Raw genomic sequence first — 14846 nt, 5'->3', positions numbered from 1 at the left:
AGGTAGGTATTTTCATTAAGTTGGAAAGCGAGCCCCATGCACACTTGTCTGAAAGCATGCCTTGTCCAAAAAATCCGCTGAGATGAATCGTGCGTATTGTTCTGTCATTCCGTTATACGATGACGAACAACGAACCGGAGGAGTTATGGAAAAATTTATTCCACTAGACACGGATACGGCAGGGGGTGTCTCTACAGCATTGATGGGTGTAGTGGCTGGCGCAGTGGCTGTGTGGGCACTTGACCGTGTCGACTGGTTTATGTGGAACCGAGAGGATCCATTAGCGCGCGCACAGACGATAGGTGTCCGGCCTGGAGGGGAACCGCCTTCACACGTGCTGGTCAGCAAAGTCGAACAGCTTACTGGGTTGAATCTGACTGACCGCCAGCATGACGTTGCTGGAAACTTAACTCATTACTCGATTGGTATTACGCCAGCGGCGGGGTACGCATTGATGCGAGAGAAGATACCTGGTCATGGAGTATCGCGTGGAGCGCTATTCGGTCTCAGTCTTTTCTTGGTACAGGACGAAGCCTTGAATTCGTTAAGCGGGCTTGGCGCAAAACCGGGTTCGTATCCTTGGCAAGCGCATGCACGCGGCTTGATTGCGCATGTTGTATACGGAGTCACTACTGAATTCGTATTGAACATCTTGGATCGTAATCGAAATCGGAAAAATGGCCGCGATTGAATTAAACTTGTTGCAGCACCGCATTTTCCAGAAACTAATGGCCTGCTAATCCAGATCAGACCACCTATGTATCGAAGGGCGAATTTTTTTGGCGCTAGTACTTTCACGCTGCAAGTGAATCGGAGGCGCGACAATCGCGAGACCTTGATCTGAGCACCCGCATGATCAATAGTAACCGCCAAAAATGAAAAAGGCTGTCCGGCTAGCATTGCCACCTATGGGGGAGACTACTTAGAGCACGTCGGGCCATCATATTCGCACTTCGCAAGGTCAGGAAGTCAAGTATTAAAATGGAGATACTAGTCCACAAAAGGACCGATTTTCCCAGTCGTGCGCACATTTCTGATCCGTTAGCGTTTCCTTCTGTGCACACTGTGACCTTACGATACAGGTCACGTATGATTTCCCTCCAGTCAATTCCGCATTCGGATATCCACGGCTGCGACAAGTGTCATCAGAGCAAAAAACTTGACTTTGAGCTACGCTTTTCCTACTAGCCGATTGTTGACGTTAGCCACCGCAGTATCGTCGCTTACTAGGCTTTAGTACGCGGTCCGAATGGCGAAGGTGCCGCTGAGGTTCTGCGCCGCGTTACTGCCGACAATCTATACCAGTTTGACCAAAGGTGCCGCGTCGGGGCTATACATAGCGCGGCCTGCCTGGGTAGCCGCGAACGGCTTTCAATCAATTTTTTGCCGAATGCTGTCAATTATCCGGCGACCTGTATTCAGTCGATCTTGGCAGCAGCCCGCGAGCATGATTTCTCAGTCGAAAACATTATTTTCGAAGTGACCGAAGGTGAACGCGTGCAAGACCGCTCACATCTCGTGCGGATCATCCGAGCTTATGACAAACTCGGTTTCCGCACTGCCATTGATGACTTCAGCGCTGGCTAAGCGGGTTTTGAATTGTTGTCCGACTACCAGCCTCTCACCTAATCCCGTAGATTGGCTTCAAGGTTTAAGGTTTATGAAACTAAACAGAAGAGTAAGAAAATCATGGAAGCGCTAGACAGCCTCAACAACCTTTATGGCCGTGATACAGTCAGGCTTGGATCTGCTGGCACAACCGCCACCTGGTCTATGAAGGCAGAAAACAAGACACCTTGCTACACGACAAGATGGGACGAACTACCAGTAGCAAGAGCCAACTGAACACTCTAAGGGGAGTCACAATGCCTTATGTGAGTTATGCAAAACAAAGAAAAGCCGATAAAGATTTTAAGATCACGAATCATCCTCACAAGTCCCAAGCTGAAAAGGACGAAGCGAAAAAACGGATAGATGAACGTGAACGTAAAGCTTTGGAACGCGAGGCTAAGCGAGCCGCTGAAGCAGGATTAAACAACCTCCAGCAAGCACTGTAAAAATCTACACTCCAATCCAAGCCCACAACTATGTGGGCTTTTCTCTTACCTCATCAAAACCTCACCCCTACCTGAAGGCTTTCGCCCTTCCCTGTCCTGACGGACTTCCAGCTTCGCCCTGGTCCTAAACGATACAATCTAGGTGTACAGATGTACGCATCCAACCGTGGCGCCGCCGAAAGCTCTCTCCGCAAGGTCCCCATTCCAAGGTTTTACCGTCAAATCTAGCTTGCTACTATCGAGTTGCGCGCCACGAGTTAGCTGAGAGAGCAAATGAGAGATAGAAATACGACTCAGGCGAAATAACATCTCCATGTGCGGAAGACCGAATGACTCAACACCGCTCTGATCAACCTGAAGTACGAAGTTATCGGTTTCCGGATGATCAAGAAGACGTACCTTTATCTCTACGCTTCCATCATCCTTTTCTGTTGTGTGAACAACTCCACGTCCGAGACGTGAAGTTACAAAATGACGTTGCATAGATTTCATTTGATCCGTGTGGTCTAACTTTAACTGGACTTGTTAACGCTAGATTTTACTACAGTAAGCCTTAAGAGTGCAAAGTTGCCAACTTTACCAAACTGCCGATGGTCAAATCGTGATCGCACGAGGGCCGTGACTTCCTTGCAGACTGTGCGTGAAAATACGATACTAATAGTCTCTACCTGAAGGCTTTCGCCCTTCCCTGTCCTTGCAGGACTTCCAGCTTCGCCCTGGTATCAATCCACCCCGCTATCTAGTCGCTCAACCCGCAGGGCCCTCCGTTTACGCTGCGCTTGGCTCGTATGGTTTTCTCTTTTTTTGAACACCCTACCGCTTTGCTGAAATTCGTTTAGAAGCCCTACAAGCGTTTTTTCATACACCTGGCACATTCGTACCAACTACACTGCGAAAGCCCAACCTGAGCCTTCTCACGAGGTCGTTTTCTTCCACTGATATCCATTTTTGCCGTTTATCTGTGTTTCTTACCGTTTGTCGGAAAACCTTGCCTTAACCTTGCTTTTGTATATCAATAATATATCATAGGATTATAACAACAAAAACAAAGGGGAATTAAAATGGCGATACTTTTCTTAATAATCGGCATACTTGGAATGGCCTTCTTCAAAGACACAATTGGCTCAATGATTTGGAACGTAGTGGGCTATGTTTGGGTAAAGCTTGACAGCATGATTGATGCAGTCACAGGTAAGTAAAAATAAAAACTAAAACGATAAAATTGGAGCAAACATGAGAACATTAGAATTATTATCAGCATCAAACCCGGTAGCACAGATGTACAATACAAACACAGTTCGTTATGCAGAAGTACAAATTGAAGCAGACGACTACGATTTCATAACAGAACATGAAGCAATCTACTTAGCCAACCCTACAAATGAAAATTTCATGAATTGGTTAGCTTCAATTTAAAAATATAAGAGCCTTTAGAGGCTCTTCCATGTTGACTCCAGAATATATATTTGCTATATACTTTATATATACATAAGAAAAGGAGAATACATGGATACACAAAAAGAAAAATATTGCTACTTACTGAAATTGCCATTACGAGTTGCATTGAAAGCGAAGGAGCTTACAAAGGATCAGGAACGAACTATGGCGAAATACATTCAGATAGCAGTTCAAGAGAAGATTGATAGAGATACACCAAAAGCAAAATAAGAAACCGAGCGGCACACAAAAAAATAACAACAGGAGATTTATATGAGTATCAGAGAATTAAGAGAAGCAGTCAAAACAGCAGAGCGCAACAAGAAGGTAATCAACATCATCAGCAACGAAGGAAGCGTAGGTAAAACTATCCTAAGTTTGTTAGTTGCTGGTGTATGCAAGAATCTTGGAGTTCGTTTAGCAAAGTTCACTTTAGACAAACACCACCAAGAGCTTTTAACTGTTCATGGACAGTACAGTAAAGGTCAATTACTAGATATTAGTAAGCAAGATCCTATTGAGGGGGTTGCCCACTTTGACGTTAGAGAAGACGGTAGAAAGTCTATTGATATTCTTGGCGTAGCAGAAATCAAAGAAGTTGATATTTTGTTAGACAATCCAGCGGACGGCATTGACGAGCAAAACAAGCTTCCATCACAAGAAGCATATGTGAAGATACATAAGTTAATGAAACGCGACATTCTTGAGATCGTACCTATCGCTACCCCTGACAAGTCTATTGCATCAGCCGAAGCGATGATCAGCACTTTTGACGGTATAGACATTGAGAACATTCATTTCTTATTTGTTTTCAATGAAGGACTAATGGGGAAGAACAAGAAAGAAGTTCACCAAGCGTTTGCGAACAGTAAGATTATTCAGGACATGATCACACAAGGGCAAGCAAGCACAATCACTATCAGAACGAAGTTGGAACCTACAGCAGTTTCACTAATTAAGTCCAAGTCTTTTGAACAGTTGAGAAAGATGAACGACGAGGGGAAAATGGATCTATTTGATTGGGTAGTTTTGGACGAGTTGATTAACGATTTTGAGCGCGACTTCTTACCTTACCTTGCATAAAAATAGCCCCGTTAGGGGCTTTCTCTTTTGTCTAGCATACTTGTGAAATGCTAGCTTCTTTTTCTCAATAAATCTAACCGCTTTACAATCTCACCAATAGAAGCTTCATAGCCATTAAGTTCAAGGATGTAAGCAATCCAGAACTCTCTTCCATAATCACAACTCGCAAATCTATCACTTAGGAAAATTCTATAGTTAGTCTGGAAAACTTCATCAAGTGTCATTCCTGGCTTGACGAGTATAGAAGCTCTGTGTCCTTCCTCAATGGCTTCATATGTTAGCCGCCTCACCTCTGCACTTATTCTTTCAAAATCATCGTCTTTCATACTTTCTCCTTTTAAATTTTTCTTTGCACTACCACCTTCCTCTTCAATAGATCGAACACGTTTTTCTGTTGTTCGGTTCCAAGCTCATTCTTAAATTTAGTGTGGTTGCCCGACACAGTCCACTTTGGATTGTTGTACCTGTTGTATTCGTTAATTTTCTCAAGGAACCCCAACCACACATATTCATCAACACCCGTCCATTCAGCTACCCACCCTTCTTGTGCTTCCCTCTTCCACCTGTCTTCTTCTTCACGCAAATCTTCAAAATCTACAGCAGGAGTTAGCGAAGTCTTGGCAAAGACATGTGCATGTTCCTGATCGATAGCCGGTTTAGGAGGCGTGTGACGGACAGCTTGTATCTGGTGCGGAAGAACTTGTGTCTCAACCGCTTCCACTGGCGCCACCTGGTGCGACACGGCTACTGGACTAGGTACGACGTCGACGGAGCGAGTTTGTGTGAGGGAAGAAGCAATAGATGCTTTCTGACCAGTTAGCCCCTTCTTCTTCCTTATGCGAGAAAAGTACTTTTGAATCATTGCTTCGTTAGCATTAGTGTTGCCATTCTTATGCAACATCTCAACGATTGACCGATACCACGGCTTACCATTTCTACGAAGCAACGGTATCAATTCATTTTCCCAAACATCGAAGTTCTCAACACAAATTTGTAGAACATTAGTCGCCTTACCGTTTCTTCTCTCTTCGTCTAATAATTCTTTAGTCCATTGAGCGAAATTATCATCAATCATTTTTCGCCCCTTTTCTCTTCCCATATACCTCAGCACGAGTTCTAGAAAGATATGCCCCAACCTGGTCTACCGAGCATTCATATCCCGCCCTGGTAAGTAAGTCAGCTAAGTACTGATATTGATTCTTACGCTGTATCTTAAGCAACGGCAAAAGCTCATAGTCCCATAAGCGAATGTTCTTGCGAAACACATCCGCAAGTGAGTCGCGCACTTCATGCACAAGCAAATTATCCTCTTCATCTCTAATCGCCTGCCTAGTCATTTCTAAAATATTCATCGATTCGCCATAATTTCATTTTAATTAATCATAATCGATGAAAAAGAAAAGTCAACAACCCAAACTATCAGTTTGAGTCTGTTCAGTAACATTTTATGTCTTGATTTATCTGCGAACGTCTTTGTATGTCTTCCAAAATCAGTATGTGTCTTTTTTAGTGTTGTCGATGTAATTTTTTCGCCGTTGTTCTTAAAAAGTAATTCATAAGCACTCATCACATTGAAATGTATAGTTTGCGAAAATTTCATTTTCCCGTTGAGCCTCTAGGCTCATGGACGATTTTCACAAATATATAAGGTATGACCCGTTGACTCCTTATTTTTTATAGCTATATTAATGCTATAAACCAATAAAAAAGGATCAACTATGAACATAACTAATAAAATAAACATGTGGAATGAAGTGCTATTGAAAGCTGACACTAAAGTAAAACAAGTAGTGGACCCAACTACCGGAGCCTTCTATTTTGAAGTAGCGAAGTACAGGAACGACAACTCATTAGCATGCCGCGCTATTAATAAGATCAGAGAGAAGTCAGGCGTAGATTTGAGATTCAGCTTCATCAACATGGGAAAAGTTCTTTTCACTACCAAGCATGAAGCGAACCTTGAAGAGTTCATTAAGAGCTACCGCTTTGACATCAACACTGAGAACTTCGCTTACTCAAACGTGACCGTTAAAGAGTTTGATGCTATCAAGAGAAGTAATGCTTTAGATAAAGTGATGGCGAAGGAGTTGCCAATACAAATGGCTGAACTAGTTGGATCAACCAGCCAAGGCTATACAGACATAAATAAAATGATGAAGAGTGAACTTAGTGAAAAGATTCCACCAGTATTGGTTGACACACCAAAGAGTGAGTACAAAGTTGAGCTTGACGACTTCGCAAAGGAATTAATCACCGAGTTCTCAAAGCCTGAACACAAAAACACTGTCAAGATCGTTAAGTCAAAGTCTCTAGGGAGAGGTAGATAATTATGAGCGGATCACCATTTGACAAAGAAATTATGGAGCAGTTAAGCCAGCTAATAGGAAAAGGCTTTCTAGTCATTCCAATTGATCCAGAGTTGAAGGCGAAGTACTACGACACTTGCACCAAGCACAACCGTAATCCGCATGAGCAGTTGAGAAAGGATATGTCTCACCGAATCAAAATATTGATGGATAGGGAGCGTAAGGCGAAAGAACAGGAAGGAAAAGAGCAGGCTGAAAAGCAGAGCTTTCTTCAACAAGCAGCTTTGAAAATGCGAACCAATGAACCAACCAAGGGAAAGGATAAATAATGAAAAACCACTTACGAGTAGATTCAGTGAAGGTGTTTGAGGAAGATGCATTGAAGCTTGAGCTACTTCAAAAAGCACATGGCATTAAGGGTAAGGGCGAGGCATACAGGAAGGCCGTTGATTTCATGCTTAGGTATCACGAGCTTTATGTTCAGAACACAATGGCTTTGAAAGAATTAACAAAAGCTGTAAATGATGGCAATGCCAAGACCGATGAACGCCTGGAAGACCTATATTTCAAAATCAATACAATCAACGCACACAAATAACAAGAGACACAGCCCATGCTTATAGATTTTAAAAAGATGAACAACTTGGACTACCACAAGAAGCAGTTGAAGTACAACATGACTGCTTTGCTTGCCGAGATCAAGAAAGCATATCCAGACGAAGTAAATCCAAACCTCAACGACCCGAAGTTTAAAGCCATCATTGAGAGTATGCCCTTCAACCCTATGATTGCGGGTGGTATCGCAAAAGAGCTAGGGTTGACTGATCAAGTGATGACTTTAGACCTTTGGGAAGATTTTTGTAATGGCTATGCGCCTGCTGCAAAAATACCTGCTGACTCTCCTCTACAAGATTTAGTCATTGATACACCACGCGGCAAAATGGTTCAATTCACCAAAGCGGCTTCACAGATTAATAGCAAGGGTGACTATGTTCTTGAGCCTGCTACTAACACGAAGCAGAAGCGTCTTGGTGTTGAGTTTATTTTTGGCTTAGCTGGCAATGTGTCATCTGCTGTTGCTAGGCTTGCAACTGAAGATCCAAGTGTTGAGAACAAGGTTAAAGACATGTTCAACAGAGTGATGAAAGAGCATGTTCTTCCAGCTATGTTAGAAGATGCATTAATAAGAACTGGTAAGGACGGTGTAGATCTTCACTATGTGAAAGAAATCTTATGGGTGAACTTCATGCACTCGGAGAATCGCAGCGAACTTCCTTTCTATCATATACATGGGGACCTTTTGAATGTAGCTCTAGGATATGACGACAAGCTGTATTCATTAAACACTGATCAGGTTGTGCAGAACAAAGATCACTACAACGCCATCTTTCAAGCTGCAATGAAGCACATGATGGAGCAAGAGCTTGGCTTTGTCTTCAAACCTGTCTACTTGGACGACGACTTGAACAATGAATTCCTTGCCGACCATGAAAAGAATATTTGTGCTTACGATCTAACTGACGACTTCGTACCTCAAAACGTCCAGGACTTCGCAGGCGCACGCCAGAAGGAGATCGAAGATGCAGTGAAGAAGAAGGGTAAGCCTATGAGCTTCCTGGAAATGGAACATGCTCGCCTTGAGACTCGTGACGAGAAGACTGACCTCTCCCCTTCTGAGCTTAGAGCACAGTGGAAAGTCCAATACGACCAACTAGGCTTCACCGCGGACCACGTGAAGAAGGCTATGAGGTTCAACCAAGTCATGCCGAACACTGCCAAGCTCGATGACGAGCAGTTGCTTACCAACTACCAGAGGAAGGTGAACGCTCAAGCGGTTCGTAACGGCCAAAGCACCAAGTTCAACTACCAAGTGCCAGCAGGTTTGTACAAGCAGGGTAATCTCCCGGCCGCTAAGCGTCGCTCCGTCCAAATGGTAGAGACAACATACGAAAGCGATGCAGCAGCCGACGAACGATTGATTCAGGGCTTCATCCGCAAGCACCGTGAAGTGAGCTTTACTGAGCACCAGTTCAAAGCACACATGGTCAAGCAGCTTCTCGAGACTCACGACAAGGAAGGGGCTTTCCGCAAGGCTGAGCAGCTCTTTAACGATAACTGCCTACACATGATGGACAAGACCAAGCTGGACTACTTCAAAGAGTTCATGGAGAACAAGGCTATGGAGCCGTTTGAAAGACAGCAGAAGATGATTCAATGGTCGAAAAATATGCAATTTACTACCAAGGGCATACGGGATATGGAGATGCGTATCTTTGACACCTTGAATGCTCGCAAGGACGAGTCGCACCTTTCCTACTCTGAACAGGAAGTATCAGAATTTATTATCAGTTGGGAAGATATGAAGAGTACTCAGTTCGGTAAGCCTGTGAAGATGGCCAAGGGACAACGTGACGCGGTTATAGCTGCAATCTGTAGCAAGGGCGGAATTGTAAATATAGCTGGACGTGCAGGGAGTGGGAAAAGCTTTTTACTTGAATGTGTGAAGGACTTCTACGAAACCAAGGGCGTGACTATGATGGGAACTTCAACATCAGCAGCCGCGACAATTGAGTTAGAAAAGTCTACAAACATGAAAGCTGGACAGTCATTCAATACAGCTAAACTCTTACAGCTATTAAAGACCGACAAGAAAAAAATCACTAAGGACACCGTTATTGTGATTGATGAGGCAGGCATGATGGATCTTGAACCAATGCATGACTTAGTTATGCATGCGAACAAGGTAGGAGCCCGACTGGTTCTATCTGGAGAGGTACAGCAATTGCAAAATGTCGGGCTTGGAAGCGTACTGAGAACCTTGAGCGATGAGTTCGGATTCACGCCTGTTACAGAGATCAATCGTCAAAGCGATTCCTGGCAACGTGAGATGGTCAACGACTTCGCATCAGGGAGGTCAGCAAAGGCCGTTAGAAGCCTTTACGACCACGGCAGAGTGATTATCACCAAGACCGAAGACGAGCGCATTGCAGCGGCCGTACAAGCCTACATGACTGCAACCCATATGGAAGAGAAGACAGTCAAGGTTGCCGGCCCCAACGGCTTCGTGTCCAAGACTGAGAAGGTGGAGGTTGCGACTTCGTTTGAACAGAAGGTAATGATTGCAGCGACTAACTTTGAGGTGGAGCGCCTGAACAACGAGGTACGTGCGGCATTGAAGAAGGAAGGCAAACTGCCAGAAGTGGATCAGGCAACAATCACATGCGCTGATAAGGTTGAGAGAGGGTTCTCCGAGGGCGACCGCGTTATTTTCACCAAGAGCAGTAAAAGTAGCGATGCAGATCCGCTTGAAGTTGCGAACTCACAGACTGGCACAGTCATTGGCTTCAAGATGGACAAGCTGACCAAGAAGCCGATTGCTCTTCAAATTCGCCTGGACACTGGCAAGGAAGTCTTCATGGACTGTAAGAAGAAGAAGCCTGCTATCCGTTCAGCGTACTGCATCACAACACACAAGAGCCAAGGGCAAACAAAAATGTCGGCTATGTATGTGCCTTCTCAAAATAGTAACAGTTTGCACCAGGCGTACGTGGCTTGCTCTAGACATAAAAAAAATGTGACCATGTTTCTGAGTGACCAGATGGCGGATAAGCTTGCCGAAAAAGCTGAAGACAAGGAACCGACCGCAAGGATGGTAGAGGTTGCACGCCTGGTAGCGAAGAGCCGAGGTGTAGAGCTTCCGCTTGAAGTCACTCAGTCATTTGGAGAGGCACGAGCATTCTTGAACGAGAACTACGAGAAGATGGCCGAGGTAGGGATAGTGCAACATAGGGTTGACGATTTTACCAATATTATTTCTGCGATGGCGAAGGAAAGCTATAAGAAGAGCACATTGGACTATCAGCTACTAGACGGCGAGCACGTAAATGCCTACAAGGAAGCGAAGCAGTTGAGGAAGGACTTGGCCGCAGGTATAGCCGAGCCAGTCATGAAGGCCAAGGCGGTGAAGAAGGAAGAGGAATTCATCCCTGAACACGCTCGCAAGAGTAAGCCGATCATGTTGAACCAGCTTCCTACCATCAAGCCTGTAGTGCCAGAGTCAGCGGCGCCGGCCCTTGCTGCGAAGAAGACGAAGGCCAAGAAGAAGGAGTTGGGCTTGACCAGATAACATACGAAAAACCGCCCTCCTCATCAGTAAGTCGTTGCAATGGACGACTTATTTCCGCTATCCTGAAGCCGTAGCATTCAGTCATCATTAGGGAGAACCGATGAGCAGGGCAATTTTGTATGATCTAGAACGTAAACGGAAAGCTGCATATAGGGCTGAACGAAAAGTCAAATCGCAGTCTCTTGAAATTCAAATCCAGAACTACAACGATAACAATAAATATTGTCAGTACAAGTTTCCCCAAGCAGATAAACTAATCAACGACACCTTCATCTCTAATGAGGTAATCACTAGAAGCACGAAACCTACAGACGACAGTGCCTTTGAAGAAATTGACGATAAGATTGATTTCTGCAAGACTTATGTTGAAAAGTTATTGGATGTCGATCTCTCAGAGGTTAGGGTTCTTCGCGTCAACGGCTTGAACCATTTATCTGAAGGAAGAGCACTCTCGTGCGCCGAGAACGAACATGCTGTTTTGCTTCCACCTAAAGGAAATGGCTTCGTATCTGTTGATCTGCTTCTTCATGAGCTAGGGCATACCGTCGAGTTCATGTTGAGAAGGCCAATTGCCGACAACGATTACTTCACCAATTTCGGAATCTTGAGCGAAGCTATAGCTCACTTCGTTCAATTTAGGTACTTAAGAGAACACGGAACCGAGGATCAAAAACTATCAGCTATCCAATCAGTTATTCCTGGATACATTGCAATGAGAGTAGTGGAAGCTGTACTTGCAGATCCACGTGGAGCCAAGATCATTGTTCCTGAAGATGTATTTGACCGTCCTGAAGTTTTAGAAGTAAGACATGCGATGGGTGACGGAAACTTCAAATATTTCCTTGAGTTCTATCGAAACCTAGATGTTCGCAAGGTTTATGACCACAAAGTTGTAGAACGCATGGGTGCGATTATTGCACTCCATTTATTAGACGAACCCGAGACTGTACGCAAGTTTTGCACGATCAAAGCTCTAAACAGCTTGGAAGAAACACTATCATCGAACGACATAGACACTGAACGTGTCCTGGACTTTACTAAAGCTGACGAACTCATCAAAGCTTTTCTGAACTAACCTTCCCTTCTCTATCCATCAAAAGCCCCTTCATGGGGCTTTTTCTTTTTCCAAATAATGCTTTTGACTTAAGCCTAGCTATTGCTTTTCCTTTTGTTTTATATATAACTAATATATACACTAAGGAGATACGAAATGATGACTAACACCCGATTATTCAAAACAGTAGAAGAAAATATAAAGCCCAAAGCTGAAGAAAAACTAGTTTGCGACGGTTGCCCAAACGCTCTAGCTTTTGCACTAAAAGATGAAGTTCGCTTCTACTGCAAGATCATGCACACAATCACTTGGACTTCTAATGAACGAACAGCAATCGTAGTTTGCACAGACAACATAGCGCCTCTTGAAAGTGCGATAGTTCCTCAACAAACAACCCATCAGCCAGCGACACTTGAAGAATTTCCAGATTTGGGAGAGTTCGATCCCGATACAAAACCCTTCATACACTCCACCTGATATTTTTAAACACATATGATATCCAATTCAGGGTATGACCCTTTACTTTGGAAATCATTTTGCTATAACTATATTAACAACAAAAATAAAACAGGAGTTTAACATGAAGGTAAGAACAAGAGAATTCAACAAAGCACATGCAGAATACGAAGCAATAATTCTATCTGACGACGACACTAAGATTGACCCAGTCCTAATGGAAGGTTACATAGACAATTTTGACGAAAATTGCAGAGCATTGAAAGAGAGAACCGACATCGAAAAGAAGAAGGATGCACGCAAGACCGTAATTGTTGATTTGAAAACTCATGCAATCTTCTTTGCCTCATTCGCCGCAACAGTATTTGTTGGGTACAAAGTTGGCGCAATCTACGAATGGCTAAGTGTGTTGATCTAAGCCAACCATACAAACAAATTACAGGAGAATAAAAATGAATCAAAACAGCAACAATGAAGGAAACAACGGGAAGGTATTTTTCGCCTTATTAGGAACAGTGGTTCTTGGAGCATTAGCTTTTACAGGAATTCTACGTGCAAACAACTTGGAAGAGATTTTCATAGTTAAAGAAGAGAACCGTCTTTTTGCAGCTAAAGATGCTATCTACAAAACAGAGTGTCAGGAGCCACGCCGCGAGCAAGAAAGACTTTCTTCACAAATTGAAGAGCAAGCTGGAGCAGCAGCATTTCGTATGAAGACCATTTATCAAGACGGCTTAAAAGCACATGAATTGTATAGCCCTGGCGAAAAGATTGTGGAAGGCGAGAAGTATGTTGAACAAAAATGTCAGGAAGCACTGAAACGCGCAGGCGAACTTAATCGCGGAAGCTCAAGAGAATTCGTCATAGCCAATTTCTTCGGGAGAAAATGATTAGATGAAAGATGAAAAACCCATAGTTTTACTACCGGGGGATAAACGTGTCTTAGATGGATATACACCAGTGATTCACGCAGGGACAGCTATTACACTAGCTGTTCTTGGCTTTGTAGCTACGGCAAGTCTTGTCCTATTTTTGACCTGGTTCAACTTCCCCTTCCTCCCTGTGCCTGAGTCTAACTACAGCAAACTCGGACACATATTTCACTACTTCAATCACTGGTTCATAAGCAGGCTTGTCAAGCTACCGTCTTACTATAGCTATGGTGGCTGGATGAATCATGTTGTTGAAAATGGGCAGGTTCATCTGATAGCGATCAGACACTTCCTTGCAACAGTTTTCGGTGGCTATGTAGGCTACAAGTTCTTTATGTATTCCTGGAAGCCTGTAGACAACCAGCGTCAGATCCGAGGCAAGACCCTACTAAAGGGACAAGAAGCTTTCAACGATTTAAAGCGCACATGGGATGCGCAAATCAAAGCGACAGTGAGCGAAAAATTCCCGCATGGTAGAAGAGCTTTGATCATTGCGAGCGACAAGGGATTTAAACCAAATGTAGCAGAGACTTTTGACAAGAAAGCTAAAGTCATACGAATGCCGGACGATTCCAGAAGGACACATCAGGTCTTTCTTGGAGGCTCACGGCGCGGAAAAGGTGTTGTACTAAAGCAACAGATTATGCAAGTGTATTACCGCATCTTAAATGGTAGCCGTGACAAGCTCATGATTATAGATACCCCAAAAGGGGAATACGGCAACTTGTTCAAAGCAAAATACACAGTTCAGTTTGCGCCTGATGAAAAGCACAGTGTTGAGTACTGGCTTGCAAGGGACTTGGAGTATGACGCCGACTTTAAAGCGTTTTGGGCAGGACGAATTCCGACCAATGAGAAAGAGCCGTACTGGTCTGACTCAGCAAGGGCTATCGGTGTAGCTATCATGGTCTTCCTACGCAATCAATGCGGCGAAGATTGGAACTTCTCACACTTCGCGTATTGGAGAGATCAACCACAAAAAACATTAATAGAGATCGCTCGTGAGCACTATCCAGACGCATTGAAGACTCTTGAAGGGCCTGAAAACACTGTAGGGACTCACATGTCCACTTTATCAGTGAACTCTTCTGACGCTATCGAGCTTGCCAAGATTTGGAATGGCTACCACCACAAAGCTGACATTCATCAAATGAGTGTTGCACTTCTTCAGAAACCTTTCTGGCTTAACTGGTTCATAAACACTGCATACCCTCTTACAAGAACTGTAGGCGAAGACGAAGAGCAAAAAACAGAAGACATTCCAGAGAACTACTTCACTCACTTCATGATGAGTGGTTTGCTTAAGGCCACCTCTAAAAACCTCGGCCGAGACGCCTGCGGCTGGGTAAAATCCTGACATCGAACCAAGCCAGCGAGTGCCGTCATGATGAAACC

At 44.0% G+C, this 14846-nt stretch carries 20 protein-coding genes; 16 read left to right on the top strand and 4 right to left on the bottom strand.

Annotation, left to right across the window (positions count from 1 at the left end; all coding sequences use genetic code 11):
• Positions 1–145 precede the first annotated feature (145 nt).
• The 4 genes from ABIB38_RS21215 (at position 146) to ABIB38_RS21200 (ending at position 2057) form a co-directional block, all read left to right on the top strand.
• Positions 146–691, top strand: coding sequence for a hypothetical protein (locus ABIB38_RS21215; RefSeq protein WP_429206681.1), 546 nt, complete (start codon positions 146–148; stop codon positions 689–691).
• A 581-nt stretch (positions 692–1272) separates the two neighbouring features.
• Positions 1273–1587, top strand: coding sequence for an EAL domain-containing protein (locus ABIB38_RS21210; RefSeq protein ID WP_429206732.1), 315 nt, complete (start codon positions 1273–1275; stop codon positions 1585–1587).
• Between the two features lie 102 nt (positions 1588–1689).
• Positions 1690–1845 carry a DUF4113 domain-containing protein gene (locus tag ABIB38_RS21205; RefSeq protein ID WP_429206680.1) on the top strand — a complete coding sequence of 52 codons (156 nt, stop codon included), beginning with the start codon at positions 1690–1692 and terminating at the stop codon, positions 1843–1845.
• A gap of 20 nt (positions 1846–1865) precedes the next feature.
• On the top strand, positions 1866–2057 hold the full coding sequence (locus ABIB38_RS21200; protein ID WP_429206679.1) for a hypothetical protein: 192 nt from the start codon (positions 1866–1868) through the stop codon (positions 2055–2057).
• 138 nt (positions 2058–2195) lie between these two features.
• Here the strand turns inward: ABIB38_RS21200 and ABIB38_RS21195 are convergent, their stop codons facing one another.
• Complete coding sequence (locus ABIB38_RS21195) at positions 2196–2549, bottom strand: hypothetical protein (protein WP_429206678.1); 354 nt, start codon at positions 2547–2549, stop codon at positions 2196–2198.
• 741 nt (positions 2550–3290) lie between these two features.
• Between ABIB38_RS21195 and ABIB38_RS21190 the strand changes: the two genes are divergently transcribed.
• From ABIB38_RS21190 to ABIB38_RS21180, 3 genes are all read left to right on the top strand, one after another.
• The gene (locus ABIB38_RS21190; protein ID WP_429206677.1) at positions 3291–3473 is read left to right on the top strand and encodes a hypothetical protein; all 183 of its coding nucleotides are present in this window, start codon (positions 3291–3293) and stop codon (positions 3471–3473) included.
• A gap of 90 nt (positions 3474–3563) precedes the next feature.
• Positions 3564–3725, top strand: a complete 162-nt coding sequence (locus tag ABIB38_RS21185; RefSeq protein WP_429206676.1) for a hypothetical protein — start codon at positions 3564–3566, stop codon at positions 3723–3725.
• 42 nt (positions 3726–3767) lie between these two features.
• Entirely contained in the window at positions 3768–4577 is an 810-nt protein-coding gene (locus tag ABIB38_RS21180; protein ID WP_429206675.1) for a hypothetical protein, read from the top strand.
• A gap of 50 nt (positions 4578–4627) precedes the next feature.
• Here the strand turns inward: ABIB38_RS21180 and ABIB38_RS21175 are convergent, their stop codons facing one another.
• From ABIB38_RS21175 to ABIB38_RS21165, 3 genes are read right to left on the bottom strand one after another with little or no spacing between them, the layout of a single operon-like run.
• Positions 4628–4903, bottom strand: a complete 276-nt coding sequence (locus ABIB38_RS21175) for a hypothetical protein (RefSeq protein WP_429206674.1) — start codon at positions 4901–4903, stop codon at positions 4628–4630.
• An 11-nt stretch (positions 4904–4914) separates the two neighbouring features.
• On the bottom strand, positions 4915–5652 hold the full coding sequence (locus ABIB38_RS21170) for a hypothetical protein (RefSeq protein ID WP_429206673.1): 738 nt from the start codon (positions 5650–5652) through the stop codon (positions 4915–4917).
• Positions 5645–5929, bottom strand: coding sequence for a hypothetical protein (locus tag ABIB38_RS21165; RefSeq protein ID WP_429206672.1), 285 nt, complete (start codon positions 5927–5929; stop codon positions 5645–5647). Before ABIB38_RS21165 ends, ABIB38_RS21170 begins: the two co-directional genes overlap by 8 nt.
• A gap of 366 nt (positions 5930–6295) precedes the next feature.
• Here ABIB38_RS21165 and ABIB38_RS21160 point away from each other — a divergent pair, with 366 nt between their 5' ends.
• From ABIB38_RS21160 to ABIB38_RS21120, 9 genes are all read left to right on the top strand, one after another.
• Positions 6296–6904, top strand: a complete 609-nt coding sequence (locus tag ABIB38_RS21160) for a hypothetical protein (protein WP_429206671.1) — start codon at positions 6296–6298, stop codon at positions 6902–6904.
• A 2-nt stretch (positions 6905–6906) separates the two neighbouring features.
• Positions 6907–7212: a hypothetical protein gene (locus tag ABIB38_RS21155; RefSeq protein WP_429206670.1), complete on the top strand. Its 306-nt coding sequence runs from the start codon at positions 6907–6909 to the stop codon at positions 7210–7212.
• Entirely contained in the window at positions 7212–7481 is a 270-nt protein-coding gene (locus tag ABIB38_RS21150) for a hypothetical protein (RefSeq protein ID WP_429206669.1), read from the top strand. Before ABIB38_RS21155 ends, ABIB38_RS21150 begins: the two co-directional genes overlap by 1 nt.
• A 15-nt stretch (positions 7482–7496) precedes the next feature.
• The gene (locus tag ABIB38_RS21145; RefSeq protein ID WP_429206668.1) at positions 7497–11009 is read left to right on the top strand and encodes an AAA family ATPase; all 3513 of its coding nucleotides are present in this window, start codon (positions 7497–7499) and stop codon (positions 11007–11009) included.
• Positions 11010–11109: 100 nt separating this feature from the next.
• Positions 11110–12084: a hypothetical protein gene (locus ABIB38_RS21140; RefSeq protein ID WP_429206667.1), complete on the top strand. Its 975-nt coding sequence runs from the start codon at positions 11110–11112 to the stop codon at positions 12082–12084.
• A 135-nt stretch (positions 12085–12219) separates the two neighbouring features.
• Positions 12220–12540 (top strand): hypothetical protein, encoded by a 321-nt coding sequence (locus tag ABIB38_RS21135; RefSeq protein ID WP_429206666.1) that lies wholly within the window; start codon positions 12220–12222, stop codon positions 12538–12540.
• 34 nt (positions 12541–12574) lie between these two features.
• Positions 12575–12937 carry a hypothetical protein gene (locus ABIB38_RS21130; protein WP_429206665.1) on the top strand — a complete coding sequence of 121 codons (363 nt, stop codon included), beginning with the start codon at positions 12575–12577 and terminating at the stop codon, positions 12935–12937.
• Positions 12938–12971: 34 nt separating this feature from the next.
• Positions 12972–13409: a hypothetical protein gene (locus ABIB38_RS21125; protein WP_429206664.1), complete on the top strand. Its 438-nt coding sequence runs from the start codon at positions 12972–12974 to the stop codon at positions 13407–13409.
• A gap of 4 nt (positions 13410–13413) precedes the next feature.
• Positions 13414–14808, top strand: coding sequence for a type IV secretion system DNA-binding domain-containing protein (locus ABIB38_RS21120; RefSeq protein ID WP_429206663.1), 1395 nt, complete (start codon positions 13414–13416; stop codon positions 14806–14808).
• Positions 14809–14846: the final 38 nt, after the last annotated feature.

The sequence above is a fragment of the Massilia sp. UYP11 genome (assembly GCF_050434805.1).
Taxonomy (GTDB): domain Bacteria; phylum Pseudomonadota; class Gammaproteobacteria; order Burkholderiales; family Burkholderiaceae_D; genus Telluria.
Note: the sequence above shows the minus strand (reverse complement) of the source record. Positions and strands in the feature narration are given on the sequence as shown.